Source organism: Flavobacterium sp. (assembly GCF_040379285.1).
Classification (GTDB): Bacteria; Bacteroidota; Bacteroidia; order Flavobacteriales; family Flavobacteriaceae; genus Flavobacterium.
The window spans coordinates 28,663-52,056 of record NZ_JBEILJ010000015.1; the positions used below are offsets into that span (position 1 = coordinate 28,663).

The following is a 23,394-nucleotide window of genomic DNA, read 5'->3' on the forward strand; positions in this document are numbered from 1 at the left end:
GGTAAACTTCAAACGATTTCGTTGATAAGTTTATTGTTTTTTAAATAAAAGAGAGCGAATTTATCAATGCCTCGTTAATCATCGTGAGGGACTGCCTCTTGATTGGGTTTGGGGAATTCTTGCGATTTTTCTTTTTTCTCCTTACCCGTTTCCATATCGATATAGTCGGGTAAATGTCTCGAATCAGAAGGTAAATCATGGGAAGCCGATTGGACTTGCACTGCTTTTTTACCGAAGATTTTTTTAATCAATTCATTAAACGTGTCAAAGTCCACTTCATACGACACCCCTGCGCCTTGCGTATACCCAACGCCTTGACCGATATAATTGATGTCATTTTCACGGTTGAAGACACGTAAATTCAAGGTTCCATCTTCATTGACACGATACAGCGCTTCAAAATTACCCACGATCGCCGTTTGCGAAACGCCGCCTGTAGGTACACCGACTCGACCGTTGATGGTTATTCGGTCATTGATTTGGGTTGTAATATTGGCTACCAAACGACCGTCGGTAGGAGTCAAAGCGGTACGATCGGCTTGACTGTAGGTCACATCGAGGATAAATTTTCCTTCTTTATCATTGAACAAATCGCCAAACAAGGCGCCTGCTTTTTCATAAAAACTGTTGGTGATTTGGGATTGACTTAAACCCTCGGGACTCAAAAATCCGCCTGTAGACAAAAGGTAAAGCGCTTGCGTTTGTCGCGTATCACGGTCGCTGAGTTTGGTTTCGATTTCGGAGCGCATCACCGAACTCACATTGGGAAAATTGATGGCAAAATCGGGTTCAGGAGCCAAAACCGTTCCTTTCAATGAAATTACAACATCTACGGGAATCTTGCGATTGAACGAAGCATTTTCGACTAAAACAGCGGGATTAGCGGTTATATTTTGCGACACGGCTTCCAAATTCAATTGAGCGCGATACGGATTGCCTTCCCACACAATGGAGCCAAATCGTTTTACCTTGAATTTTTTATCAATCAAACCACCATATTTAAAATTATAGTAGCCATCCCATACTTGAAAGTCGCCCGTCATTTCGAACTTACCTAGCGTATTGATATTCATGAATAAGGTCCCTACCCCGGTTCCGCGCATCCCATGTTTGGATTCGCGATTCAAAATCACTTCAATGTTGGCTACGGGGGTGATATTGAACTCAAAATTCATTTGCAAGCCGTTGTAATTACGAATGAACTCAGCATCTCTTGGTATTTCGCCATTTTTTTCTTGGCTTGTTAAAAAATGAATGTAATTGTTCTCCGAGACCGCATCGGCATCATTGATAGGAATTTTAATATCGGTTCCTTTTTGTGAAGTGGCCACCACATCAATCTCTAAACCGTCGGTAGGTCCTTTGATTGTGGCCGATCCATCGATGAAGGCGGTTCCAAAATACGCAGCGTCTTCTTTATCTCGAGTATCTAAAGCCAAAATTCTATTGGAGGCAATGTTCAAATCTAATTCCCAATTCCCAAAATGTTTGTGGCGTACAAAACCTTGTAAAGTACCTTCGGTATTGTACTTCGAATCTAAAATTCGGGTGCGTTGAATGATAAATCGATCTTGCGTTACATCGACAATCGAATTAGGTTGCATTTGGTAATCGACATTCAAATACGGAATGGTAACCCCGGCTTCATCCACAAACAAGCGTCCGTTGTAATCCACATTGTTGATGTTTCCATCGATACGGGCATTTCCTGAGACAAAACCTCTTATCTTGGACAAAACCTCCCCTCCCAAATGATCCAGAACGCCCAAATTGAATTTCTGGAAGTTGAGATCCAAATCCAGAAAAGTTTCTCCCGATTGTGTTCTCAAATTTCCATCGGCGGTAAACGATCGGAAAAGCTCGTTTTCTATGGTAGAATGAATGTCAAAGCGACTAAAATCCTTGTTTCCTTTGATTTGCAAACCAAGATCTCCTAAAACATTATCGTTGACCAGTAACTCATCAATGGATACTTGTACAATGGGTTGATAAATCGCATCTTTTTGTTTGATATTGACGGCACCGTTTACCTTTCCTTCAAAAACAAACTGCGGAACATCAGGCGTAATTTTATTCAAATTAACATTATGAAAAGTGAGTTTTAAATCCTTACTTTTTTGCCCATCATTGATCAATCCACTGAGGGACATGAATTCATTTTCATGCGAAATGAGCAAGTCGTCAAAGCGGAAGTTGTTTAAATTTTTATCAAAAACAATCCGATTTTTTTCGTCATCGTTGCTATTGATATACCACAAATAGTCTTTGAACATGACTTCTGATTTTCTAAAACCAATCACGTTATTTTTTTGGGCATCTATGGTGTGGTAGAGGTTTAAATTGTAAAAGTCGTTTCCTTTTTCGCCGCCTTTAAACTCGGTTCGAAAAGCAAGAGTGTCTTTGGCGGTTGTGTTAATCAATGAAAAATCACGAATCTTGTAATACTTAGTTTTTAGTGAATCTAATTGAACATAGGTGTTGTACAACGGATTTTTATTATCGATTTCCAGTAAAAAATTATCCAAATGATTGCCAAAGACATCAACCGTTTTGGAGGTTAAATCCATTTTAAAATCGTTCTCATCACTGCGAATAACCCCGCTCAAACGCGCATCTTCACTGAACGAAATCTCTGGGTTGATGATTTCAATTATTTTGTGAAACTCTACAAAATCAAACTTCACATACTGCCCTTTTTTGAGCGTATTAGGTCGGTAATTGGCATATAAACTTCCCAAGGAATTTTCGACCATTTTGGCGATTTGTTCAAATTCAAATTTGCCTTGAATTTTTCCATTGACTTCGTTGGGCGAATATAAAGTGACCACATGCTCGTTATCACTATTGAAAGACGAGTTTAGCGTGAGGTAATCAAAAAAGTATTGGTCTTTACGATTGATATATGAAGCGTTGGTCAGCATCAAATCCCCTTTCATGTTATTGACAGAGTTCCCTGTTATTTTGGTCACAATATCTCCACGAAAAACAGCGACTTCATCACTAGAAAAATTCAAACGCTTCAAATTGGCATAATCCACTCTTGCGTGAAAATCATACACATTTTCTTTCTTACTTAAGTATACGATACCATCAAAATCAAAAAATAAATTGGGATCATTAATATTGATTTTCCCTTTGAAATACGGCTTTTTGAAATTTCCGTTAGCGAGAATGTTTTGGTAGGTATACCCATTGTAGTCCATACTTTGAACCCCTCCCGAAAAACGAATATCCAAGTATTTTTGAACAAATCCTTTCCCATCCACGGTTACATTAAGACTTACTTTACCCAAGTCAGAACGCCCTAAAAACCGACCCAAATCAAACTGATTCATGGCCAAAACACCCGAATAAGAAGCATTGTCGATATGGTCTATGTTGGACATCGTCAAATTGCTACTTAATTGTCCTAGTAATGTCACTAAATTAAAATCGGCCTCAATGGTTTTGGGCGTAATCTCGGCGGTACCATCCAATTGAAATTGACCAAGTTTTTGAAGTGAAGAGGGTAATTTTTTTCCTAGAACATTGGGAAGCAATGCGGTAAGATCGTCATAATTGGAGGAAACTTTTTTGAATTTTCCTTTCATGTAAAAATCACCCTCGTTGCGTGTGGCAAATAAATTTCTAAAATTTACCGTACCTACAATTTCAGAATTCAATAGATCGCGCAACACCAAACGCCGAGCGGTAAAATTATTGAGCGTTCCATCCAATTTACCCGAAAAATTGATGCGGTTGTTTTTTCCCATTTCGCTGTAAAAAAAGCGAATATCATTGGTCGCAATGGAGGCCAACTGGGTATTGATGTCGAAGCGAACTTTGTTATTAAAATCGGCAAAATCTTTTCGCTCATACCGAAGAATGACATCGCCTTTAAAATGCGACTCTGCCGTTTTTAAGTCTGTTTTTTCTAACCGAATATTTTGCTTCGTATAGGTAAACTGCGTCTCCATTTGGGTGACATCCAAGCCACGGTGGTCATGAAAAGCCATCCGATTGACATGGGTATATACGTTTGGACCTTTAATTTTAAAATCGGACAACACCGCATTAATTCGTGTAAAGTCAACGTCTTTAGGAACTTTTCGATTGTAATCCGTCATTCGGAAGGTACTGTTTTTTAAGGTAATCGCTTCCGCTACCATGCGAAATTTGCCCGATGAAGGCTTCCCATCATCAAAGGCGGCTACAAAATCATCCAAATTGGTATCGCGCTTTCCTTTGGGCGTTTTAACATCTAATAGCAGTTGATCTACCTCCATTTTGCCAAAATAAAGATTGCCATCCATCAAGGATTTAACATCCGATAAGGTCGTGCGAATACGTTGGGCAAAAATCAAGGTGTCTTGGGTACTGTCACGAACAATCACTTCTTTGAGTTGTACACCGCCAAAAACGGTAATCTCTACGCGATTTACCTGGATGTTGGTTCCGTAATCACGATTAATTTGTTCGGTAAAATACTGAGCAATAAGCGTTTGTACCACCGGAAGTGAGAGTGCAATAGCCGCAAAAATCAACAAAAGGAGCAACGCCAAAAGTGTACGAAGTACAATCTTCCGAATCTTTTTTCTGCGTGTATTTGTTTTTTTCTCTTCCAAAATGAGGGTTACGAATGGTCTAAATATGAAAAAGCGTACCTTTGCAAAGGTGTAAAAATACAGGATTTACGCTGTTGAAACCAAATTTAAACAAAAATTGTGCCTGATGTCTCAAGGTCCTATTTATATTTTAGCTCTAGAGAGTTCGTGCGATGATACGGCAGCGGCTGTATTGCGTGATACCACGGTGCTTTCGAATGTTGTCGCGCGGCAACACATCCATGAGGAATATGGAGGCGTTGTGCCTGAATTAGCGTCTCGTGCCCACCAGCAAAACATTGTTCCTGTCGTTGATGTTGCGCTCAAAAAAGCAGGCATCACCCGCGAACAATTGCATGCCATTGCTTTTACGCAAGGTCCCGGATTGATGGGGTCGCTTTTGGTGGGAACGTCCTTTGCCAAATCGATGGCCATGGGTTTGCAAATTCCATTACTGGCGGTAAACCACATGCATGCCCATATTTTGGCGCATTTCATCACCGAAGAAGGATATGACACACCCGAGTTTCCCTTTTTAGCTTTAACCATTTCGGGAGGACATACACAGATTGTGCAGGTGAATGACTTTTTTGATTTAAAAGTAATTGGCGAAACCACCGATGACGCTGTGGGTGAAGCCTTTGATAAATCGGCAAAAATACTAGGTTTACCTTATCCTGGAGGTCCTTTGATTGACCAATGGGCTAAAGAAGGTAATCCAAAACGTTTTCCATTTACACGCCCCAAAGTAGACGGACTGAACTTTAGTTTCTCGGGATTAAAAACGCAAATTTTGTATTTTATTCAAAAAAATACAGCCACCAACCCCAACTTTATTGAGGAAAACAAGGCTGATATCTGTGCTTCTATACAACATATCATCATTGCCATCCTTATGGAAAAATTGGAAATGGCCGTGGCACAAACGGGAATTTTTCAAATTGCTATTGGAGGCGGGGTTTCGGCCAACTCCGGAATTCGTCAAGCTTTGGTGGAGGCGCGTACGCAGAAAGGTTGGAAAACATTCAGTCCCAAGTTTGAATACACCACCGACAACGCCGCTATGATTGGCATTGTTGGATATTATCGTTATTTGAATCAACACTACGCATCACGCGATGTGGTAGCCAAAGCACGCATTCCGTTTTAACTATGCAATTGTTTTATAATTCAACGCTTACTCCCGAAACAAAAAACTTTACGTTTGACCGTGAAGAAAGTCGGCATATCATTAAAGTTCTTCGAAAAAAAGAAGGCGATAGTATTCATGTTACCAACGGTTTAGGCAATTTATTTCACACCAAAATAACATTGGCCTCTGACCATAAATGCACGGTTGAAATTGTGGAATGTACATATCAAAAACCAGCCTCCTACCGATTGCATTTGGCCGTAGCGCCTACCAAAATGAATGAACGTTACGAATGGTTTTTGGAAAAAGCAACCGAAATTGGCATCCATACCATCACGCCTATTCTTTGCGATCATTCGGAACGAACCGTATTCAAAACCGAGCGGATGGAAAAAATCATAGTGGCCGCCATGAAGCAGTCCAATCAATTGTATATCCCTGAATTGCAAGCGCCTATCCACTTTTCTACCTTTATACAAGCTCCTTTTTCAGGTCAAAAATTCATAGCCCATTGCGAGGAAAGCCAACGTCAATCGTTGCAAGAGGCCCTGAAAACACAAGAGGATGTGCTGATTTTAATCGGACCCGAAGGCGATTTTTCTGTTAAAGAAATTGAAAGTGCTTGTGCAAAAGGTTTTGTTCCAATAACTTTGGGTAATACACGACTTCGAACAGAAACGGCTGCAATTGTCGCCTGTCATAGTGTGGTGTTTAAAAATGAATGGGATGAGAATAAATAGTTTCCTTTTTTGCTTTTTGATTAGTGCCTTGGGGTGGTCGCAAGCCAACGTTATTTTTAAAGATCGGAATTATTTTGAAGCACAAAATGAAGCCCGTGAAAAGAACAAGCCGCTAGTAGTGATGTTTTATGCCAATTGGTGCGAACATTGCAAAAAAATGAAAAATACGGTTTTACAGGATACCGATGTAGTGCTATTTTACGCGCAAAATTATATTACCGTAGCCATTGACGCCGAGAGTGATGCGGGAAGTGCTTTGAAGCAAAAATTTAAAAATGATTGTAAGGTGCGCTCCTATCCTACCTTTGCGTATTTTTCTTCTAAAGAAGTCTATTGGGGAGGATTTTCAGGCGAAATGAAAAAGGAAAGTTTTATTGATGAAGGCACTAAATTGTTGCAAACCGAAAATCAATTGCCCCAACTCAAAGCAGCGTTCGAAGCCAATGTGAATAATCCCGAGGCGTGTTTAAAATACATCGCTTCCATTCGAAAAGCCGGATTTGATGCGACTTCGATTACACAACGCTACCTCAAAACAGTTCCCAAAGAAAATTTATTTACCGAATTGAATTGGCGCATTGTAGCTAATGGAATCAATATGGTAGAAGCCCCCGAATTTCAGTGGATCATCGACTATCAAAAAGAATTTGGGCAAGCTGCGAATCCACAACGGGTCGAGAAAAAAATTATTTTCACCGTGCAAGACAACCTACGAAGTGCAGCCGACGCGTTGGACACCCTAAATTATCGTAAAAAAAGAGTTTTTGTTGAGAAAATTCAGTGGCGAAAAACCGATTCGTTATTGTACAAATACGATACACAATTGTATGCCAGTGTACAAGATTGGAAACGCTACCAACAGGTTACACTAGAAAAAACAGATACCTTTGCCACCAAAGATGCCAACCAATTGATCGAAAATGCTTCGGTGTATTTGAATTACATCCAACAGCCCGATGCGTTACGAAAGGCAATTACTTGGGTCGACAAAGCCATTGCGCTGAGTGAAAACGCCGAAAAACATTTGGTGAAAGCCAAATTATACCTCAAATTGAAAGATAGAACTCAAGCGCTTCAAGCTGCCGAAACCGCCAAAAAATGGTCGGAACAAATGGGTTGGAGCAGTTCAGAAAGCGATACCATCATCAAGGAAATAAAAGCTGCCAAACTATGAAATATCTAATACTAGGTTTGTGTTTACTTGCCACTTTAAGTAGCCCCGCACAAGAAATTGCCTTGTTAAAATACAGTGGCGGAGGAGACTGGTATGCCAATCCAACCGCTTTACCCAATTTAATTCGGTATTGCAACAGTTCGTTGAACACCAAAATAAAAACCAAACCGGCAACTGTAGAACCCTCGAGTCCCGATTTATTTTCCTATCCTTTTGTACACATGACAGGGCATGGCAATGTGGTGTTTAGTGCCGCAGATATTGCAAATCTTCGTAATTATTTGCTTTCTGGTGGATTTTTACACATCGATGACAATTACGGGATGGATGAGTTTGTACGGAAAGAGATCAAGCGTTTGTTTCCTGAAAAAAACTTGGTAGAAATGCCCGCCAATCACCCGATTTTTCAAGGCCCTAATGTATTTGCCTCCGGATTGCCCAAAATACACGAACATGACGGTAAACGTCCACAAGCATTTGGAATATTTGAAAACAATCGTTTGGTGCTGTTGTATACCTTTGAATGTGATTTAGGCGACGGATGGGAAGATGCCGATGTGCACAACGACCCCAAAGAGGTTCGCGAAAAAGCACTGAAAATGGGGGCGAATCTAATTCACTACGTTTTCAATAACTAATATTCACTGACAAAATCGTAATCCTATGACCCCTTCCAAAACTATCGCTCTCGGTATTCTTCAGGCTCTCGCTGTTATTGTATTGGTGGGCTTGGGATTGTATTTCATCTATTGCATTCAAGCCGTAATTGTTTACCTTTTGGTATCGATTGTAATGGCATTGATTGCCAATCCCATAGTGGAGTTTTTACGCCGAAGATTAAAGTTTGGAAATACTTTTGCGGTAGCCTTCACCTTGACGTTGTTTGTGCTTTTACTCGTGGGGTTAATTTCTTTATTTATTCCCCTTATCGTCACCCAAGGCAATAAACTCTCCTTATTGGATGCTCATGCCATTGAGATACGCTTGATGGCGCTTTACCAACAAGTGGATACGTATTTACATCAACACAATATGGATTTGGATGGATTGATAAAACAATCTGAAATTACCTCCAAACTGAAGTTTAATTCAATAACCGATTTCCTTAATGAAATCATCAATACGGTAAGTAGTCTCAGTATTGGTCTAGTATCGGTGTTTTTCATCACGTTTTTCTTTTTAAAAGATAAGGTGCAATTTTTAGTAGGCGCCAAATATGTTTTGCCCGAAAAACATCAAGAACCCATTTTAGAATCGGTGGATAAAATACGTGAATTGCTTAGTCGGTATTTTATTGGACTCATCATTCAGCTGACCATTGTCTGCATTTTATACTTGATTGTACTCCTTATTTTTGATGTAGAAAATGCCTTTGTTATTGCGTTTTTGTGTGCATTACTCAATATTATCCCGTATGTTGGGCCAATGATTGGAACCGGTATTGCAGGCGTATTGACGATGCTTTCCAACATCAATGCCGATTTTTCAACGGTGACCTTACCCACCACCCTTTACGTTTTAATCGGATTTTCAATTGTACAAATAATTGATAACAACATCACCTCGCCCATCATTTTTTCGAAAAGTGTTAAATCGCATCCGCTAGAAATATTCTTGGTGGTTTTGATTGCGGGTATTCTATTCGGCATCATGGGGATGATTATTGCGGTTCCTACTTTTACCATAGTGAAAGTCATTGCCAAAACCTTTTTCCCCGAGGCCAACATCGTGCGTCAAATGACCAAGAACCTATAACGATGATCGATCATTCGCTTTTGGAACCCGAAGTACAAGACTTCATCAATGCCCATTTAAGCACCCCCGTTTCGGTATTGGCGTTGCAAAAAAATCCGTTCCCACACCTCGATTACAAACGCATTTTACAACAAATTGAATCCAAAGCCAAAGCGGCACAAAAATTACCTACATGGTTTACCACCCCCATGTGCTTGTATCCGTCTAAAATTTCGATAGAACAAACCTCCTCCGAAATAACGGCTTCTTACAAAGCGCAAACGATTCATGGAGCAAGCCTTATCGACCTTACGGGAGGTTTTGGCGTAGATGCTTACTATTTTGCACAACATTTTCAATCGGTGGTTCATTGCGAACACGATGCCCAATTGTCAGCAATGGTAGCGCATAATAGTAGCACCATGGGGGTCCATAATCTTACCTTAGTTTCAGGCGATGGTTTGGACTTTTTACGACAAAACAATACCCGTTTTGATTGGCTTTACCTCGACCCGTCGCGACGCCATGAGGAAAAAGGAAAAGTATTTTTCTTGAGCGATTGTACGCCCAATGTGCCCGAACTCGTAGATGAATATTTTAAGTATACCGATCAAATACTGATTAAAACAGCGCCTCTTTTGGATATTACCGCTGCACTTCACGAACTAAAGTATGTGTCGGAAGTACAAGTGATTGCGGTTCAAAATGAAGTAAAAGAGTTGTTGTTTTACCTGCGAAAAAACACTGCTACACCCCTACAAATTACTGCCGTTACTTTGTTTAAAACAGATAACGCCTCTTTGTTTACCCATGAATTTGGGTTGCGTGTTCCCGTCGAACTTGCGGCTCCACAAAGTTATTTGTATGAACCCAATGCAGCCTTAATGAAATCGGGAGGCTATGATGTCTTGGCGCATCAATTGGAGCTAAAAAAACTACATGTCCACACGCATTTATTTACCTCTACAGCGCTTATCGACTATCCGGGGCGACGCTTTCAAATACGCCGTGTTTTTCCCTACCAAAAAGCAGCAATGAAATCGCTAATAGGAAAGAAAGGTCATGTGGCCACACGGAACTTTCCAGAAAGTGTCGCTGATTTACGCAAAAAATGGAAAATAGCTGACGGAGGTACAAGCTATTGGTTTTTTGTAACTTTAGAAAAAGGAGAGAAAGCCGTCCTTGAAACAGCGAAAATCAGCGATTAAGGACAATCCCATTTAAAGTTGGCTAACGGATCCTTGAGGGAACCCGCTAGATTGTAATGCCACCATTCCGACTTGAAGGCTCTAAAATTATGGCGCAACATCACTTCTTTTAGAAAGGCGCGATTGGCTTTGACTTTGGCCGGTAAATTTGCATGGGTGTGCGCAGCTTCAGGACCAAAATGATCAAAGGAAGTTCCCATATCCAATTCGTTTCCATCTTTGTCTACCAGTGTGATATCAACGGCTCCCCCTCGATTGTGAATGGAACCGCGTTTAGGGTCGGCGACATAGTCTGCATCGGGTAAAATTGCCCACATTTTCTTTTGAATGTCCAAAGGACGGTAGCAATCATAAATTTTAATCCGATACCCTTTTTCCAAAAACTCATTGTTGGCCTCAATTAAGTTTCGAACTGTTTTCATGCGTAAATAACATTCGGAACAGTCATAGACTGCCGTTTTCAAAAAATTATCGGAGGAAGCATATTTCATGTCAAACACAAAAAAACCTTCATAATTGCGCACCCTAACAAAAGCCGTATCATGGATGCCCTCGTAAATGGCTAACGATTTTGAATTCAGATAATTATTTTTTAAAAAATCACGATTGGAAAAAGCTTTATCCGTCGACGAGCAACCCATCAATAGCAAACCAAGAAATCCCAAAAAACAACTGATTTTCATAGTACTACGGTAGTAAATTATAGGCTTTATAAGCTGTTGAAAAATACAAAAAAAACCAAGAGTATTTGAACTTTTTCAAATGTTAAATTAATTACAAAGTCGCAAGTCCCCCCTATTTTATCTATTAATTTTGCTCCACTTAAAACAAAGAAATGCAACCGATGCAATTGTTTCGTTCGTTTTTAATTTTCATCTTCAGTGCGATGATGGCCTTGTCAGTCGGGTTAAAGCACTGTGATGAAGTTTTGGACATGAGCGTCAAAAAAGCGATTGAATCTGTTCAAGACACCGCGGAAGAGAATCCGATTTCCACAGCACAACAACAATTTCGTTTACAACAGCAAAAAGTTACCCAAAAGCAATCTTGCGCTCCTGCTCAAAAGGAGCGATTGGTATTTCTCCCTTCGACCCTTTTTGCCAAAAACACCCCTTCACTGTTGCATCGTACGCAACGGTTTTTACACATTTTTCACCTTTTTTGATTCCGATTTTCGTACCCGTTTTAAACAGAAAATCAATTGTAATCAAAAAATGACCTATGAAAAATCTCGTTTTGGGACTTCTAGCCTTGGGGCTTGTAAGTGCCTGTCAACGTTCAAATTCTGTTGAAAATAAAGAAAATAAAGCATACCCTGTTTTGGAAGTTGTCGAAAAAGACACCTTAATTTCTAACGATTTTGTGACGGATATTCAAGCCAAAAAGAATATTGAAATTCGTTCGCGTATTTCGGGTATCCTCCACCATATCTATGTCAACGAAGGACAATATGTCAAAAAAGGACAACCTTTGTTTAAAATCAATGATGCCGAATTGCGGATGGAACTCTCCAAAGCTACTGCGGGCTTACAGCAAGCGAAGGCCGATGTTCGTATGGCTGAAATTGAACTCAACCAACACCAAAGTCTTTTCAACAAAGCCATCATTGCCAAGAATGAATTGGACATGATCAAAGCCAAATTGGAAGCCAAAAAAGCACAACGTTCCTTTATGGAAGCGGAACGAAATACCGTGTTGCAAAAAATTGCTTTCACTAAAATCACTGCCCCTTTTGATGGAGTGATTGACGTGATTCCTTTTAAAGAAGGGAGTTTAATTGAAAACGGAGCCTTACTGACCACGTTTTCACAACTGGAAGAAGTGTATGCCTACTTCTCCATTCCCGAAAGTCTTTACTTTCAACTCATTGCAGAAGACAAGCTTGGGAAGCATCAAAAAATTGAATTAGTGTTGCCCAACGGGGTACATTACGACTATAAAGGCACCTTAAAATCGGCCGAAAGCGAAATTGACCGAAGTACGGGGTCTATCCGTTTTAAGGCAGCCTTCCCCAATCCTGAACACTTGATTAAACACGGAACATCGGGTAAATTGGTCATTTCAGAAACACGAAAAGACGTCATTACCATTCCAAAAAAATCTACCTTTTCGATTCAGGATAAAACCTATGTTTTTGTGGTAGATTCCAACCAAAAAGTTCGAATGCGTACGATTCAAATCGGAGCCGTGCTTTCCTCCAATTATTTGGTGAGTCGCGGTATTGAAGAAGGCGATCGTATCATCTACGAAGGCACGCAATCGCTTCGTGACGGGGACCGCATTCAAATCAGTTCCAAAATCTAAGGATCCACGACAAAATCTTTTTTCATGATCGAGCTATTTATACGACGCAAGGTGTTATCCTTGGTTATCTCTATATTTCTTGTTTTGTTGGGTGTGATGGCCTTGCTGCAATTGCCCATTACCCAATTCCCCGACATTGTCCCTCCCTCGGTAACGGTAACGGCAAAATATACGGGAGCGAATGCTGAAGTTTCGGCCAATGCCGTAGCCTTACCTCTCGAACGCGCCATCAATGGTGTACCTGGAATGACCTACATGTCGACCGTAACTTCCAACGACGGGTTGACCATGATTCAGGTGTTTTTTGAAGTAGGAACCGATCCTGATGTGGCAGCGGTAAACGTTCAAAACCGGGTAACCACTGTATTGGATGAATTGCCAGAAGAAGTAATCCGTGCTGGGGTTACCACCGAAAAAGAGGTGAATAGTATGTTGATGTACCTCAATATTACGAGTGAGGACAAAAACATGGACGAGCAGTTTATCTACAACTTTACCGATATCAACGTTTTACAAGAGTTAAAACGCATCGACGGTGTGGGACGTGCCGAAATCATGGGGCAAAAAGAATACTCCATGCGGGTGTGGTTAGATCCCCAAAAACTAAATGCATACTCGATTTCGGCGCAAGAAGTTATTGCTGCCTTACGGGCACAAAACATTGCAGCAGCTCCTGGTAAAGTGGGAGAAACTTCAGGAAAAACCTCCAGTCAGTTGCAATATGTGGTCAAATACACGGGTAAATTTGCCACCCCCGAACAATATGAAGAAATTCCCTTGCGCGCGGATGCTTCGGGGACTATTTTAAAACTCAAAGACGTCGCCAAAGTTGAATTTGGAGCAATGAGTTACGGGATGGTTTCAAAAACAGATGGAAAACCCTCGGCTTCTATCATGATGAAACAGCGTCCAGGCTCAAATGCTTCCGAAGTAATCGAACGGGTGAAAGCCAAAATGGCCGAATTAAAAGGCACTTCCTTTCCTCCCGGGATGAATTACAACCTGGCTTACGATGTTTCCCGATTTTTGGACGCTTCGATTAGTGCCGTAATCAAAACGTTGTTGGAAGCATTCTTGCTGGTAGGTATTGTTGTCTTTTTGTTTTTACAAGATTGGCGTTCCACCTTAATTCCTGTCATGGCGGTACCTGTGGCTTTAATTGGAACCTTTGCGTTTATGCAAATGCTCGGGTTTTCGATCAACTTATTGACTTTTTTTGCCTTGGTGTTAGCCATCGGAATTGTGGTCGATAATGCGATTGTGGTGGTAGAAGCCGTTCACGTAAAGATGGAAGAAGGCTTAGCGCCCTATGAAGCGACTGTTGCGTCGATGAAAGAAATTGCTGGAGCTGTTGTGGCTATTACTTTGGTAATGTCGGCGGTATTTATTCCCGTAGCCTTTTTGAGTGGCCCCGTTGGCGTTTTCTACCGACAATTTTCACTGACCTTAGCCATAAGTATCGTAATTTCAGGGGTTAATGCATTGACACTTACGCCAGCATTGTGCGCTATTTTATTGAAACCGCACCAGCATGGCACGCACAAAGGAGGGTTGCAACGCTTTTTTACAAAATTCAATTCCGGTTTTGATCGTTTGACGCAGCGGTATACGAATTTGTTGTCCCGATTTGCCACTAGAACTGCGATAACATTCGGTTTGCTCATCGCCTTCATTGGATTAATGGTGGTCAATAGCAAACTTCTTCCTACCGGCTTTATTCCGCTTGAAGACCAAGGGATGGTGTATGTGAGTGTAACCACACCCCAAGGCGCCACCGTTGAACGTACAGAAAAAGTACTGACGCAGATTACACAATTGGCCAAAGAAATGGAAGGTGTAGAGAACGTAACTACGTTGGCGGGGTACAGTATCGTAACCGAAATTGCGGGTGCATCCTACGGAATGGCGATGATCAACATGAAAGATTGGTCAGAACGCGATATCTCAGCCGATGAACTAATTGCACGATTGACCGCTGAAACAGATAAGATTGCCGATGCCGACATTGAAGTGTTTGCTCCTCCAACCGTACCGGGCTTCGGAAACGCGAGTGGATATGAATTGCGGTTGTTGGATAAGTCAGGACGAACGTTAACCGATACGGATAAAACTACAAAAGCATTTATCAAAGCCTTAAATGAAGCACCCGAATTACAAAACAACTTCACGGGATTTGATGCGACCTATCCCCAATATCTTGTCCACATGGATTATGATATGGCTACCAAAAAAGGAGTTTCGGTAGAAAACGCAATGGAAACCTTACAGACTTTGCTGGGTTCGTATTATGCAACCAACTTTATCCGCTTTACGCAAATGTATAAAGTGATGGTTCAAGCCGGACCCGAATTCCGGAATGCCCCAGAGAGTATTTTAAATCTTTACTTGAAAAACGATCAAGGTCAGATGGTTCCGTTTTCGACATTTGTGCGTTTGGAACGCGTGTATGGTCCTGAAATCCTCACCCGCTACAATATGTATATGTCGGCAATGATTAATGGTGAACCAGCACCTGGATACAGTTCGGGAGATGCAATTAAAGCGGTAGAAAGCGTAGCCGAAAAACAACTTCCTCGAGGATACACTATTGAATGGTCGGGAATGACGCGGGAAGAAATTTTATCCGGAAATCAAACGACGATTATCTTCATGATTTGTTTGCTTTTTGTATATCTTTTGTTAGCTGCGCAATACGAAAGTTTTTTACTTCCCCTACCCGTTTTGTTGAGTTTGCCTACAGGGATTTTCGGATCGTATTTTGCGTTGAATCTCGCGGGACTTCAAAATAACATTTATGCGCAAGTGGCGTTGGTCATGCTGATTGGTTTGCTTGCTAAAAATGCGATTCTGATTGTAGAATTTGCAATGGCGCGCAACCAAGAGGGAGAATCGATTATTTCGGCTGCCATTGAAGGCTCCCGACAACGATTACGTCCTATTCTTATGACCTCTTTTGCCTTTATCGCTGGTTTGATTCCGTTGTGTATCGCTTCTGGCGCGGGTGCTGTTGGAAATCAATCCATCGGTGTGGCGGCGGCTGGTGGAATGCTACTCGGTACTGTTTTTGGGTTACTGATCATTCCTGGGCTTTATATCTTTTTTGCAACCTTAGAAAAAAAATTCAAAAATGAAACAACAACTGCGTAAGGTCATATTTATTTTAGTATGCGGCTGCTTGGCTTCATGTGCTAGTCCAAAATTAGCACCCACGAAGACCATTGCTCCACTACCTGAAGGTGAGATGGCCATCGTTCCAGATAGTGTCACATTAAAAGAAACCCCCAAACTTTCAATCTACTTTAGTGATAAAAAGTTGGTACAATTGTTTGAAATAGCGTTGGCCTCCAATCCCGATATACAAATAGCAAAAGAGCGTATTGCCATTGCTAATAGTTATTTGGTGCGCAGTAAGAAAGTTCGATTACCCAATTTAGATCTTGAACTTTCGGCGAGTGGTACCCGTTTTGGAGACTATACGATGGAAGGTGTAGGCAACTTTGACACCAACTTGTCGTCCAATATTAGTGAGCGACAAATCATTAATACGAATCTTACCCCAAACTTTTTTGTAGGCTTACAAAGTGCTTGGGAAGCCGATATTTGGGGAAAACTCAAGAAACTTTCAGAAGCGGCTAGGAATCGTTATTTGGCCACACGTGAAGGAGAACGTTTAGTAAGAGCGGCGCTTTTTACCGATATCGCTGTACTGTATTTTGAATTGATTGCTTTAGACAAGAAGCTTACGATTTATGAAGAAAACTATGCGTTACAACAAAAAGCGTATGAAATCATTGCCGCACAACGAACCGTAGGAAAAGCCACTGAATTGGCCGTTCAACAATTTCAAGCCCAAAGTAAAAATCTGGAAACTGAAATTTCGTTGTTGAAAATTGAAGTGCTCGAAGTCGAAAATGCGCTCAATGCCCTTCTCGGAAAATATACGTATCGTATTGATCGTGGCAATACGTTAATGACGGTCAATAATGAAGATTCCAAAGCAAAAGAACATTATGTACGTATGCTTTTCAATCGTCCCGATGTGTTGCAACACTATTTTGAGTTACAAGCGAGTCAGGCCGATGCCAAAGCAGCCAAAGCGGCCTTTCTCCCCCGATTAGTTCTGGGCTCCCGTTTTGGATATAATGCTTTTTCTGCCGAAACCCTTTTCCTTCCCGGATCATTAACCTACCAACTTCTAGGCGGTTTGTTTACGCCTTTGTTAAATCGTTCTCAATTGAAATTGGAATTTAATGTGGCTTCCAAAGAACAAGAAATTGCCTTTTGGGGCTACCAAAAAAGCGTAATTCAAGCCTATACGGAGTTGCAAACATTATTGGGAAAACGCGAAATCTATCAAAAAACATTGGCATTGAAAGCGCAAGAGGTCGGGCATTTGAAACGTGCGGTGGAAGTAGCCAACGATTTGTATATCACAGGATATGCCAATTATATGGAATTGATTAATACGCAAAAAAATAAACTTACAGCCGATTTGGATTTATTGCATTTCGAATTGGATACAACATTAAATACGATTGTATTGTTTAAAGCATTGGGAGGAAGTCTTGAGACCTCGCAATAGATTGAATTGTTTTTTTTGGTTTTCTGTTGGAACAGGGGTGTTTTTTCGAAAATGCCCTTGTTCTTTTTTGGGGTAAAATGAAAAAATGTTTTTATGGTTCTTGTTTCTAACAGGAAGTGAATTTTTTGGAACTTGAAACCGCATATTTTTGAAACAAAAAAAGCCCCAAAACAGAGGCTTTACTGTGATCCAGTCAGGATTCGAACCTGAGACCTACTGCTTAGAAGGCAGTTGCTCTATCCAGCTGAGCTACTGGACCTTTGTCGGGGTGGCAGGATTCGAACCTGCGGCCTCCTGCTCCCAAAGCAGGCGCGATAACCGGGCTACGCTACACCCCGAAAAGAAGCGGAGAGACAGGGACTCGAACCCTGGCGACGGTTACCCGTCGACAGATTAGCAATCTGCTCCGTTACCACTCCGGCACCTCTCCTGATTCTTAAAAAAGAAAGAACTTTCGCTTTAAGCGGTTGCAAATGTAACGCAACAAAGTAAAAAATACAACTATTTGCACGTATTTTTTACGAATTTATGCTATCCCAAAATAAATCCATTAGTTATCAATTCAATAGCGTTTAAAAAAGTAAAATAACCTTGAAAATACAAGGGGAAAATCAGGCTATTTCCTAAAAAATAGTAGATTTGCACTACAAACAAACCAATTGAAATTTTAAAATTAATATGAGTAAAAAAGTGGTCATCGTTTCGGCAGCTCGAACTCCCATCGGAAGTTTTATGGGTGCCCTATCCTCGGTTGCTGCGCCCCATTTAGGAGCAGCTGCTATTAAAGGTGCTTTAGCAAAAATTCAACTCGACCCCAATCTTGTCGATGAAGTATTGATGGGCAATGTTGTTCAAGCAGGTGTTGGACAAGCTCCCGCACGTCAAGCGGCTTTATTTGCTGGATTGTCTGAAAATGTTGCGTGCACAACGGTCAACAAAGTGTGCGCTTCTGGGATGAAAGCTATCATGCAAGGTGCGCAAGCGATTATGGCTGGTGATGCCGAAATTGTTGTTGCTGGAGGTATGGAAAATATGAGTATGATTCCCCACTACGTTCACCTGCGCAATGGTATTAAATTTGGACCTACTTCCCTAGTCGATGGGATGCAAAAAGATGGGTTAACCGATGCCTACGACCACAATGCCATGGGTGTTTGTGCCGACTTATGTGCTACCGAATACAACATTAGTCGTGAAGAGCAAGACAATTTTGCAATACAATCCTATCAGCGTTCAGCTCAAGCTTGGGAAGCGGGTAAATTTGATTCAGAAGTTGTTCCTGTTGCAGTTCCTCAACGTAAAGGGGATCCAATCATGGTCATAAAAGATGAAGAGTATACCAATGTTCGTTTGGACAAAATCCCAACTCTTAATGCAGTTTTTACTAAAGATGGAACGGTTACCGCAGCCAATGCATCAACCATTAATGACGGGGCTGCAGCCTTAGTCTTAATGAGTGCTGAGAAAGCTGAAGAATTGGGATTGCAACCCTTAGCAGTCATCCGTGGGTATGCCGATGCAGCACAAGAACCAAAATGGTTTACTACAGCACCTGCAAAAGCCTTACCTAAAGCCCTTGCAAAAGCGGGATTGGCTATCGATGAAGTGGACTTTTTTGAGTTCAATGAAGCGTTCTCAGTGGTGGGTCTTGCGAATGCAAAGATTTTAAATTTACCAAATGATAAAGTCAATGTGAATGGCGGTGCTGTTTCATTGGGTCACCCTCTTGGATGTTCAGGAGCGCGTATAATCGTTACGCTACTCCATGTCTTGCAACAAAATAATGCAAAAATTGGGGCTGCGGCCATTTGCAATGGTGGTGGTGGTGCATCTGCTTTAGTAATTGAACGAATTGCCTAATTAGAATGAAGTTTGCCCTTTGTACCCTTTCTGTAATTCCGCTGCGCGCCGAACCGAGTGACCGAAGTGAAATGGTGTCACAAGTCATGTTTGGGGAACATTTTGAAATTATAGACAAAGAAAAACAATGGCTAAAAATCAAACTTCATTTCGACCACTACGAAGGATGGATTGACCGAAAACAATGTCTAGAAATTACACAAGACCAATTTGAAAAATTATCGCAAGATGCGTTAATCTTGAATGCAGATTTGGTTGAATATGCGTTTACCCCCGAGAATCATTTAATTCCATTATTATTGGGGGCATCATTGACTTTTCTAAACCATGCGGACATCAATCGGGGGCAATTCGGATTTGAAGGCTTGAAAATTACAGGAAAAAAACCGAAATCGGAATTGATTCCCACGGCATTTATGTACTTGAATGCACCTTATTTGTGGGGAGGAAAATCACCTTTTGGTATTGATTGCTCTGGTTTTACACAAATGGTTTACAAACTCAATGGATACGCTCTTTTACGCGATGCATCGCAACAAGCTACCCAGGGCGAGGTGTTGAGTTTTATTGAAGAAAGTGAGCCGGGTGATTTGGCATTTTTTGATAATGAAGAAGGCAAGATCATCCACGTTGGGATCATTTTAGAAAACAATTTCATCATCCACGCCAGTGGTAAAGTTCGCGTCGATCGATTAGACCATTTAGGCATTTACAACGCTGAGGAAAATCGACACACCCATCGTTTACGTGTGATTAAAAAAGTGACTTAAAAATGAAGCCGTCTCACAAACTGAGTCGCTTTTTTTTAATGGTTTAAATTTTTGTAGCACAAAGTGGCAGGATGTTTTCACGATGTTTCACAAGGTGTAGCCATGATAAATCTCGTAATGCTTAGTTCCTAGGTAGGCTAATTTAAAATTTAGAATAACAAAATTCATAATGCTCTCCCGCGCGAGGGGTGGCAGTGGAAATCCTTGACGCAGCGCAGCGGAGACAAGATTGCAACGAACGACCCGACCCCGAGGAGGGTAATTTCATTTCGAAGAGGGAGGAGATTCCGAGGGGGCGCGCCCAAGTTAATGTGGCAATGAGACAATGTGTCTATGTGACAATGGGGCAATGGTGAAATAGGAAATAAAAAAGCGTCTCGGTGAGGAAACGCTTTTGGATTTGAAAACAAAATTAAGCTTTTGTTTCTGCTTTTTTATCGGCTTTTTTGCTAGCGCAACACCCGCCTTTTTTCTCTGTTCCACAGGCTTTCTTTTCTTCTGTCGAACAAGATTTTTCGGTTTTCGCTTTTTTCTTTTCTTTCTTTTCTTGCTCTTGGGCTTGGCCACTTACCGCAATAAGAAAGGCTGCAGCGGCAAATAGGGAAATCATTCTCTTCATACTTTATTTATTTTAATTCGTTTCTAGTTCAAAGATAGTAAATAACGAGTGGAAATGGTTGACCTCCACTCTTATTTCTTACTTAATTTGGGGCTTTGAAAACTTAAAAAATAACAGCCCTATGAAAACGTACTTCGCTTATGGAAAGCGTTTAGCCTCAATCGTTTGAACGAGTTGCTCTTTGGAAACCACCCCTGACTGCCGCCACAACAGTTGTCCTTTTTGATACAACATTAAAGTGGGGACGCCCCGAACCTGTTGCATGGCCGCTAAATCTTGGTTTTTATCAACATCGACTTTTACAATAGAAACGGAATCCCCAAGCGCATCTTTAACTTCTTTTAAAATGGGAGCCAGCATTTGACAGGGACCACACCAGGTAGCATAAAAGTCAATTAACACCGGTTTATCAGCGTTAATGAGTTCGCCAAAACTACTATTCATGATGTTCTTTTTTTAAATTCACCGTACAATTGCCTTGGATTCCGCACCCCCAATTGAATACCGCTTGAAGCAGGAAAAATAATCCCATGGGTACAAAAATCCATTGGCGCGTTTCATACGCATTGGCGAATAAAAATCCGGCAAAAGCCAATCGCACTACACGCATTACATGCCAACGCGTAAAAAGTCGCTCTTTCATTATTTTAACGTTGAGGGACATACGTAGGCGGTAGTTTAATTCCCGTTTGTCGCACAGCTGCAAATCCGCCTTTGATATCAATTACGTTGTGATAACCGCGTGCCTTCAAAATAGAAGCTGCGATAACGGAACGGTATCCTCCGGCACAATGCACGTAGAACGAGTCGTGTTTAGGAAATTCTGCCCAATGTTCGTTGATAAAATCCAAGGGCGTTGACGGTACATTGTCAATATGCTCGGAAGCATATTCACCCGGTTTACGTACATCAAAAACGTGAATACCTTCGGGCAGTAAGGTCTCTAGTTGGGCAGCCGTAACGGAATTCAAGGTATCGTTCGCTTTGCCTGCTTTTTTCCAAGCCTCAAAACCGCCGTTTAAGTAGCCCAACGTTTGATCATACCCCACGCGCGCCAATCGGGTAATGGTTTCTTTTTCACGTCCTTCGGGGGTTACCAGCAGAATAGGTTGCTTGTAATCTAGAATCAACGCACCCACCCATGGAGCGAATTGTCCATCAATTCCAATAAATATCGAACCGGGAATATGGCCGTTGGAAAAATCGTCTTGGTGACGTACATCCAAAATCAGCGCCTCGGTTTCTTGGGCTGCGGCTTCAAAAGCGTTTGCATCAAGCGCTTGGGCGTCGGCAATGATATTTTCAACATTTTCATACCCTTCTTTATTCAAACGCACATTCATCGGGAAATAGGCCGGTGGTGGCAACAAACCGTCGGTAACTTCTTTGATAAATTCTTCTTTCGTCATGTCGGCACGAAGCGCATAATTGGTTGCTTTTTGTTCCCCAATAGTGCCAACGGTCTCTTTACTCAAATTTTTTCCACAAGCACTACCCGCGCCATGAGCCGGGTATACGATGACGTCGTCGGCCAGCGGCATAATTTTGGTGCGGAGGCTATCGTATAAAATTCCAGCCAAATCCTCTTGGGTCATATCGGCAGCTTTTTGCGCCAAATCAGGGCGGCCCACATCGCCTAAAAACAAGGTATCGCCACTGAAAAGTGCATGATCTTTCCCGTTTTCGTCTTTCAACAAATAGCAGGTACTTTCCATCGTATGCCCTGGTGTATGTAAAACGGTTAGCGTAATGTTGCCGATAGTAAAAACGTCCCCATCGGCCGCAATATGGGCTTTAAATGTGGGATTGGCATTGGGTCCAAACACAATAGGAGCACCTGTTTTTTCGGCCAACGTGACGTGACCACTTACGAAATCGGCATGGAAATGGGTTTCAAAAATATACTTAATGCTTGCTCCTTCATGGAACGCACGATCGATATACGATTGTACTTCACGCAACGGATCGATTATGGCTACTTCGCCGTTACTTTCGATATAATAGGCGCCTTGGGCGAGGCATCCGGTGTAAATTTGTTCTATTTTCATAGGGTAAACTAATTTGCTGTAAAACTACAAGGTTGTGCGGAGTTATGATGTAACCCTTGTTACAAATTTAACAAAATAAGAAGCACCGCTGTCGAAAGGATACTTACAAAACTAAAAACAAAAAAACACTACCTACAACTTTTACGGGCTTGGCGAAGATGGCGATTTCGGAGCACTTCACTTTCAATCAAGCTCAAAATTTATTAGAATTACAAAAATCGTTTTAACCACTGAACCCCCAATTTCTTACAGGTGCTATTATGGGCTGGTTTTCTTTTTGGTAGTAAGAAACAGACTGTAATACGTATCATTTTCTCCTTCTAGTTTATCAACTATTTTAAAATAAAAGATGGATCTTTTAGCTGAATCAAAAGCAATACCCAAGTTAATTATTAAATCAGATAATAAGTCAAAGTTCTCCAAAAAAACATCTACTTAAACATCTCTTTTGTTTGACAATGCACTGAGCCAACCGGGTACTTACTAAAATTAATTCCAATTATCTTATAATTTGGCATAGCTTGTCGATAAGCATCAAGAGCTACAATATCCTCGCTAACACCAAAAACAGTAATAATTACCGATCCGTTTAGGGTTAAACTGTTGATGTAACTCCAGAAATTAACGGATTCATTATTGG

At 41.2% G+C, this 23,394-nt stretch carries 18 protein-coding genes, 3 tRNA genes and 1 pseudogene; 12 read left to right on the forward strand and 10 right to left on the reverse strand.

Features of this window, described 5'->3' with window-relative positions:
- Nucleotides 1–74 precede the first annotated feature (74 nt).
- On the reverse strand, nucleotides 75–4,604 hold the full coding sequence (locus ABWO12_RS05075) for a translocation/assembly module TamB domain-containing protein (RefSeq protein ID WP_353087699.1): 4,530 nt from the start codon (nucleotides 4,602–4,604) through the stop codon (nucleotides 75–77).
- A gap of 106 nt (nucleotides 4,605–4,710) precedes the next feature.
- Between ABWO12_RS05075 and tsaD the strand changes: the two genes are divergently transcribed.
- From tsaD to ABWO12_RS05105, 6 genes are read left to right on the forward strand one after another with little or no spacing between them, the layout of a single operon-like run.
- Complete coding sequence (gene tsaD, locus ABWO12_RS05080; protein WP_353087700.1) at nucleotides 4,711–5,733, forward strand: tRNA (adenosine(37)-N6)-threonylcarbamoyltransferase complex transferase subunit TsaD; 1,023 nt, start codon at nucleotides 4,711–4,713, stop codon at nucleotides 5,731–5,733.
- Nucleotides 5,734–5,735: 2 nt separating this feature from the next.
- Nucleotides 5,736–6,455, forward strand: coding sequence for a 16S rRNA (uracil(1498)-N(3))-methyltransferase (locus ABWO12_RS05085; RefSeq protein WP_353087701.1), 720 nt, complete (start codon nucleotides 5,736–5,738; stop codon nucleotides 6,453–6,455).
- Nucleotides 6,442–7,629, forward strand: coding sequence for a thioredoxin family protein (locus tag ABWO12_RS05090; RefSeq protein ID WP_353087702.1), 1,188 nt, complete (start codon nucleotides 6,442–6,444; stop codon nucleotides 7,627–7,629). Before ABWO12_RS05085 ends, ABWO12_RS05090 begins: the two co-directional genes overlap by 14 nt.
- Nucleotides 7,626–8,267: a DUF4159 domain-containing protein gene (locus ABWO12_RS05095; RefSeq protein ID WP_353087703.1), complete on the forward strand. Its 642-nt coding sequence runs from the start codon at nucleotides 7,626–7,628 to the stop codon at nucleotides 8,265–8,267. The genes ABWO12_RS05090 and ABWO12_RS05095 overlap by 4 nt, the downstream gene beginning before the upstream one ends.
- Nucleotides 8,268–8,292: 25 nt before the next feature.
- Nucleotides 8,293–9,384, forward strand: a complete 1,092-nt coding sequence (locus tag ABWO12_RS05100; RefSeq protein ID WP_353087704.1) for an AI-2E family transporter — start codon at nucleotides 8,293–8,295, stop codon at nucleotides 9,382–9,384.
- A 2-nt stretch (nucleotides 9,385–9,386) separates the two neighbouring features.
- Complete coding sequence (locus tag ABWO12_RS05105) at nucleotides 9,387–10,571, forward strand: class I SAM-dependent methyltransferase (protein ID WP_353087705.1); 1,185 nt, start codon at nucleotides 9,387–9,389, stop codon at nucleotides 10,569–10,571.
- Here the strand turns inward: ABWO12_RS05105 and ABWO12_RS05110 are convergent.
- Nucleotides 10,568–11,254: a M15 family metallopeptidase gene (locus ABWO12_RS05110; protein ID WP_353087706.1), complete on the reverse strand. Its 687-nt coding sequence runs from the start codon at nucleotides 11,252–11,254 to the stop codon at nucleotides 10,568–10,570. The genes ABWO12_RS05105 and ABWO12_RS05110 overlap by 4 nt on opposite strands.
- 152 nt (nucleotides 11,255–11,406) lie before the next feature.
- On the opposite strand from ABWO12_RS05110, the gene ABWO12_RS05115 reads away from it, so the two are divergent.
- The 4 genes from ABWO12_RS05115 to ABWO12_RS05130 are packed head-to-tail and all read left to right on the forward strand — an operon-like array spanning nucleotide 11,407 to nucleotide 17,457.
- Complete coding sequence (locus ABWO12_RS05115; RefSeq protein WP_353087707.1) at nucleotides 11,407–11,736, forward strand: hypothetical protein; 330 nt, start codon at nucleotides 11,407–11,409, stop codon at nucleotides 11,734–11,736.
- 56 nt (nucleotides 11,737–11,792) lie between these two features.
- Nucleotides 11,793–12,875: an efflux RND transporter periplasmic adaptor subunit gene (locus ABWO12_RS05120; RefSeq protein WP_353087708.1), complete on the forward strand. Its 1,083-nt coding sequence runs from the start codon at nucleotides 11,793–11,795 to the stop codon at nucleotides 12,873–12,875.
- Nucleotides 12,876–12,899: 24 nt separating this feature from the next.
- Complete coding sequence (locus tag ABWO12_RS05125; protein ID WP_353087709.1) at nucleotides 12,900–16,022, forward strand: efflux RND transporter permease subunit; 3,123 nt, start codon at nucleotides 12,900–12,902, stop codon at nucleotides 16,020–16,022.
- Nucleotides 16,003–17,457 (forward strand): TolC family protein, encoded by a 1,455-nt coding sequence (locus ABWO12_RS05130; protein ID WP_353087710.1) that lies wholly within the window; start codon nucleotides 16,003–16,005, stop codon nucleotides 17,455–17,457. The genes ABWO12_RS05125 and ABWO12_RS05130 overlap by 20 nt, the downstream gene beginning before the upstream one ends.
- A 185-nt stretch (nucleotides 17,458–17,642) precedes the next feature.
- On the opposite strand, the gene ABWO12_RS05135 is transcribed toward ABWO12_RS05130, so the two are convergent.
- The 3 genes from ABWO12_RS05135 to ABWO12_RS05145 all read right to left on the reverse strand — a co-directional run bounded on the left by ABWO12_RS05135 (nucleotide 17,643) and on the right by ABWO12_RS05145 (nucleotide 17,887).
- Nucleotides 17,643–17,716, reverse strand: a tRNA-Arg gene (locus tag ABWO12_RS05135).
- A 4-nt stretch (nucleotides 17,717–17,720) separates the two neighbouring features.
- Nucleotides 17,721–17,795, reverse strand: a tRNA-Pro gene (locus tag ABWO12_RS05140).
- A gap of 8 nt (nucleotides 17,796–17,803) precedes the next feature.
- A tRNA-Ser gene (locus ABWO12_RS05145) sits at nucleotides 17,804–17,887 on the reverse strand.
- Between the two features lie 248 nt (nucleotides 17,888–18,135).
- Here ABWO12_RS05145 and ABWO12_RS05150 point away from each other — a divergent pair.
- Both ABWO12_RS05150 and ABWO12_RS05155 read left to right on the forward strand, forming a co-directional pair.
- On the forward strand, nucleotides 18,136–19,317 hold the full coding sequence (locus ABWO12_RS05150; RefSeq protein WP_353087711.1) for an acetyl-CoA C-acyltransferase: 1,182 nt from the start codon (nucleotides 18,136–18,138) through the stop codon (nucleotides 19,315–19,317).
- Nucleotides 19,318–19,322: 5 nt separating this feature from the next.
- A complete protein-coding gene (locus tag ABWO12_RS05155) occupies nucleotides 19,323–20,087 on the forward strand; it encodes a C40 family peptidase (protein WP_353087712.1) in 765 nt (254 codons plus the stop codon).
- A 412-nt stretch (nucleotides 20,088–20,499) separates the two neighbouring features.
- Here ABWO12_RS05155 and ABWO12_RS05160 read toward each other — a convergent pair whose 3' ends face one another.
- From ABWO12_RS05160 to ABWO12_RS05180, 5 genes and pseudogenes are all read right to left on the reverse strand, one after another.
- A complete protein-coding gene (locus tag ABWO12_RS05160; protein WP_353087713.1) occupies nucleotides 20,500–20,706 on the reverse strand; it encodes a hypothetical protein in 207 nt (68 codons plus the stop codon).
- 138 nt (nucleotides 20,707–20,844) lie between these two features.
- Nucleotides 20,845–21,150: a thioredoxin gene (gene trxA, locus ABWO12_RS05165; RefSeq protein ID WP_353087714.1), complete on the reverse strand. Its 306-nt coding sequence runs from the start codon at nucleotides 21,148–21,150 to the stop codon at nucleotides 20,845–20,847.
- Nucleotides 21,143–21,349, reverse strand: a complete 207-nt coding sequence (locus tag ABWO12_RS05170) for a hypothetical protein (protein ID WP_353087715.1) — start codon at nucleotides 21,347–21,349, stop codon at nucleotides 21,143–21,145. Before ABWO12_RS05170 ends, trxA begins: the two co-directional genes overlap by 8 nt.
- Nucleotides 21,349–22,754 (reverse strand): annotated as a pseudogene (locus ABWO12_RS05175) (MBL fold metallo-hydrolase). Before ABWO12_RS05175 ends, ABWO12_RS05170 begins: the two are co-directional and overlap by 1 nt.
- Nucleotides 22,755–23,185: 431 nt before the next feature.
- On the reverse strand, nucleotides 23,186–23,394 hold a 209-nt coding region (locus ABWO12_RS05180), incomplete at its 5' end, for an agmatine deiminase family protein (RefSeq protein WP_353087716.1).

Bases quoted from the DNA above. Each gene is read 5' to 3' on its own strand.
- tsaD (WP_353087700.1), top strand. From the start codon at position 4,711: ATGTCTCAAGGTCCTATTTATATTTTAGCTCTAGAGAGTTCGTGCGAT.
- ABWO12_RS05085 (WP_353087701.1), top strand. From the start codon at position 5,736: ATGCAATTGTTTTATAATTCAACGCTTACTCCCGAAACAAAAAACTTT.
- ABWO12_RS05090 (WP_353087702.1), top strand. From the start codon at position 6,442: ATGAGAATAAATAGTTTCCTTTTTTGCTTTTTGATTAGTGCCTTGGGG.
- ABWO12_RS05095 (WP_353087703.1), top strand. From the start codon at position 7,626: ATGAAATATCTAATACTAGGTTTGTGTTTACTTGCCACTTTAAGTAGC.
- ABWO12_RS05100 (WP_353087704.1), top strand. From the start codon at position 8,293: ATGACCCCTTCCAAAACTATCGCTCTCGGTATTCTTCAGGCTCTCGCT.
- ABWO12_RS05105 (WP_353087705.1), top strand. From the start codon at position 9,387: ATGATCGATCATTCGCTTTTGGAACCCGAAGTACAAGACTTCATCAAT.
- ABWO12_RS05110 (WP_353087706.1), bottom strand. From the start codon at position 11,254: ATGAAAATCAGTTGTTTTTTGGGATTTCTTGGTTTGCTATTGATGGGT.
- ABWO12_RS05115 (WP_353087707.1), top strand. From the start codon at position 11,407: ATGCAACCGATGCAATTGTTTCGTTCGTTTTTAATTTTCATCTTCAGT.
- ABWO12_RS05120 (WP_353087708.1), top strand. From the start codon at position 11,793: ATGAAAAATCTCGTTTTGGGACTTCTAGCCTTGGGGCTTGTAAGTGCC.
- ABWO12_RS05125 (WP_353087709.1), top strand. From the start codon at position 12,900: ATGATCGAGCTATTTATACGACGCAAGGTGTTATCCTTGGTTATCTCT.
- ABWO12_RS05130 (WP_353087710.1), top strand. From the start codon at position 16,003: ATGAAACAACAACTGCGTAAGGTCATATTTATTTTAGTATGCGGCTGC.
- ABWO12_RS05150 (WP_353087711.1), top strand. From the start codon at position 18,136: ATGAGTAAAAAAGTGGTCATCGTTTCGGCAGCTCGAACTCCCATCGGA.
- ABWO12_RS05155 (WP_353087712.1), top strand. From the start codon at position 19,323: ATGAAGTTTGCCCTTTGTACCCTTTCTGTAATTCCGCTGCGCGCCGAA.
- ABWO12_RS05160 (WP_353087713.1), bottom strand. From the start codon at position 20,706: ATGAAGAGAATGATTTCCCTATTTGCCGCTGCAGCCTTTCTTATTGCG.
- trxA (WP_353087714.1), bottom strand. From the start codon at position 21,150: ATGAATAGTAGTTTTGGCGAACTCATTAACGCTGATAAACCGGTGTTA.
- ABWO12_RS05170 (WP_353087715.1), bottom strand. From the start codon at position 21,349: ATGAAAGAGCGACTTTTTACGCGTTGGCATGTAATGCGTGTAGTGCGA.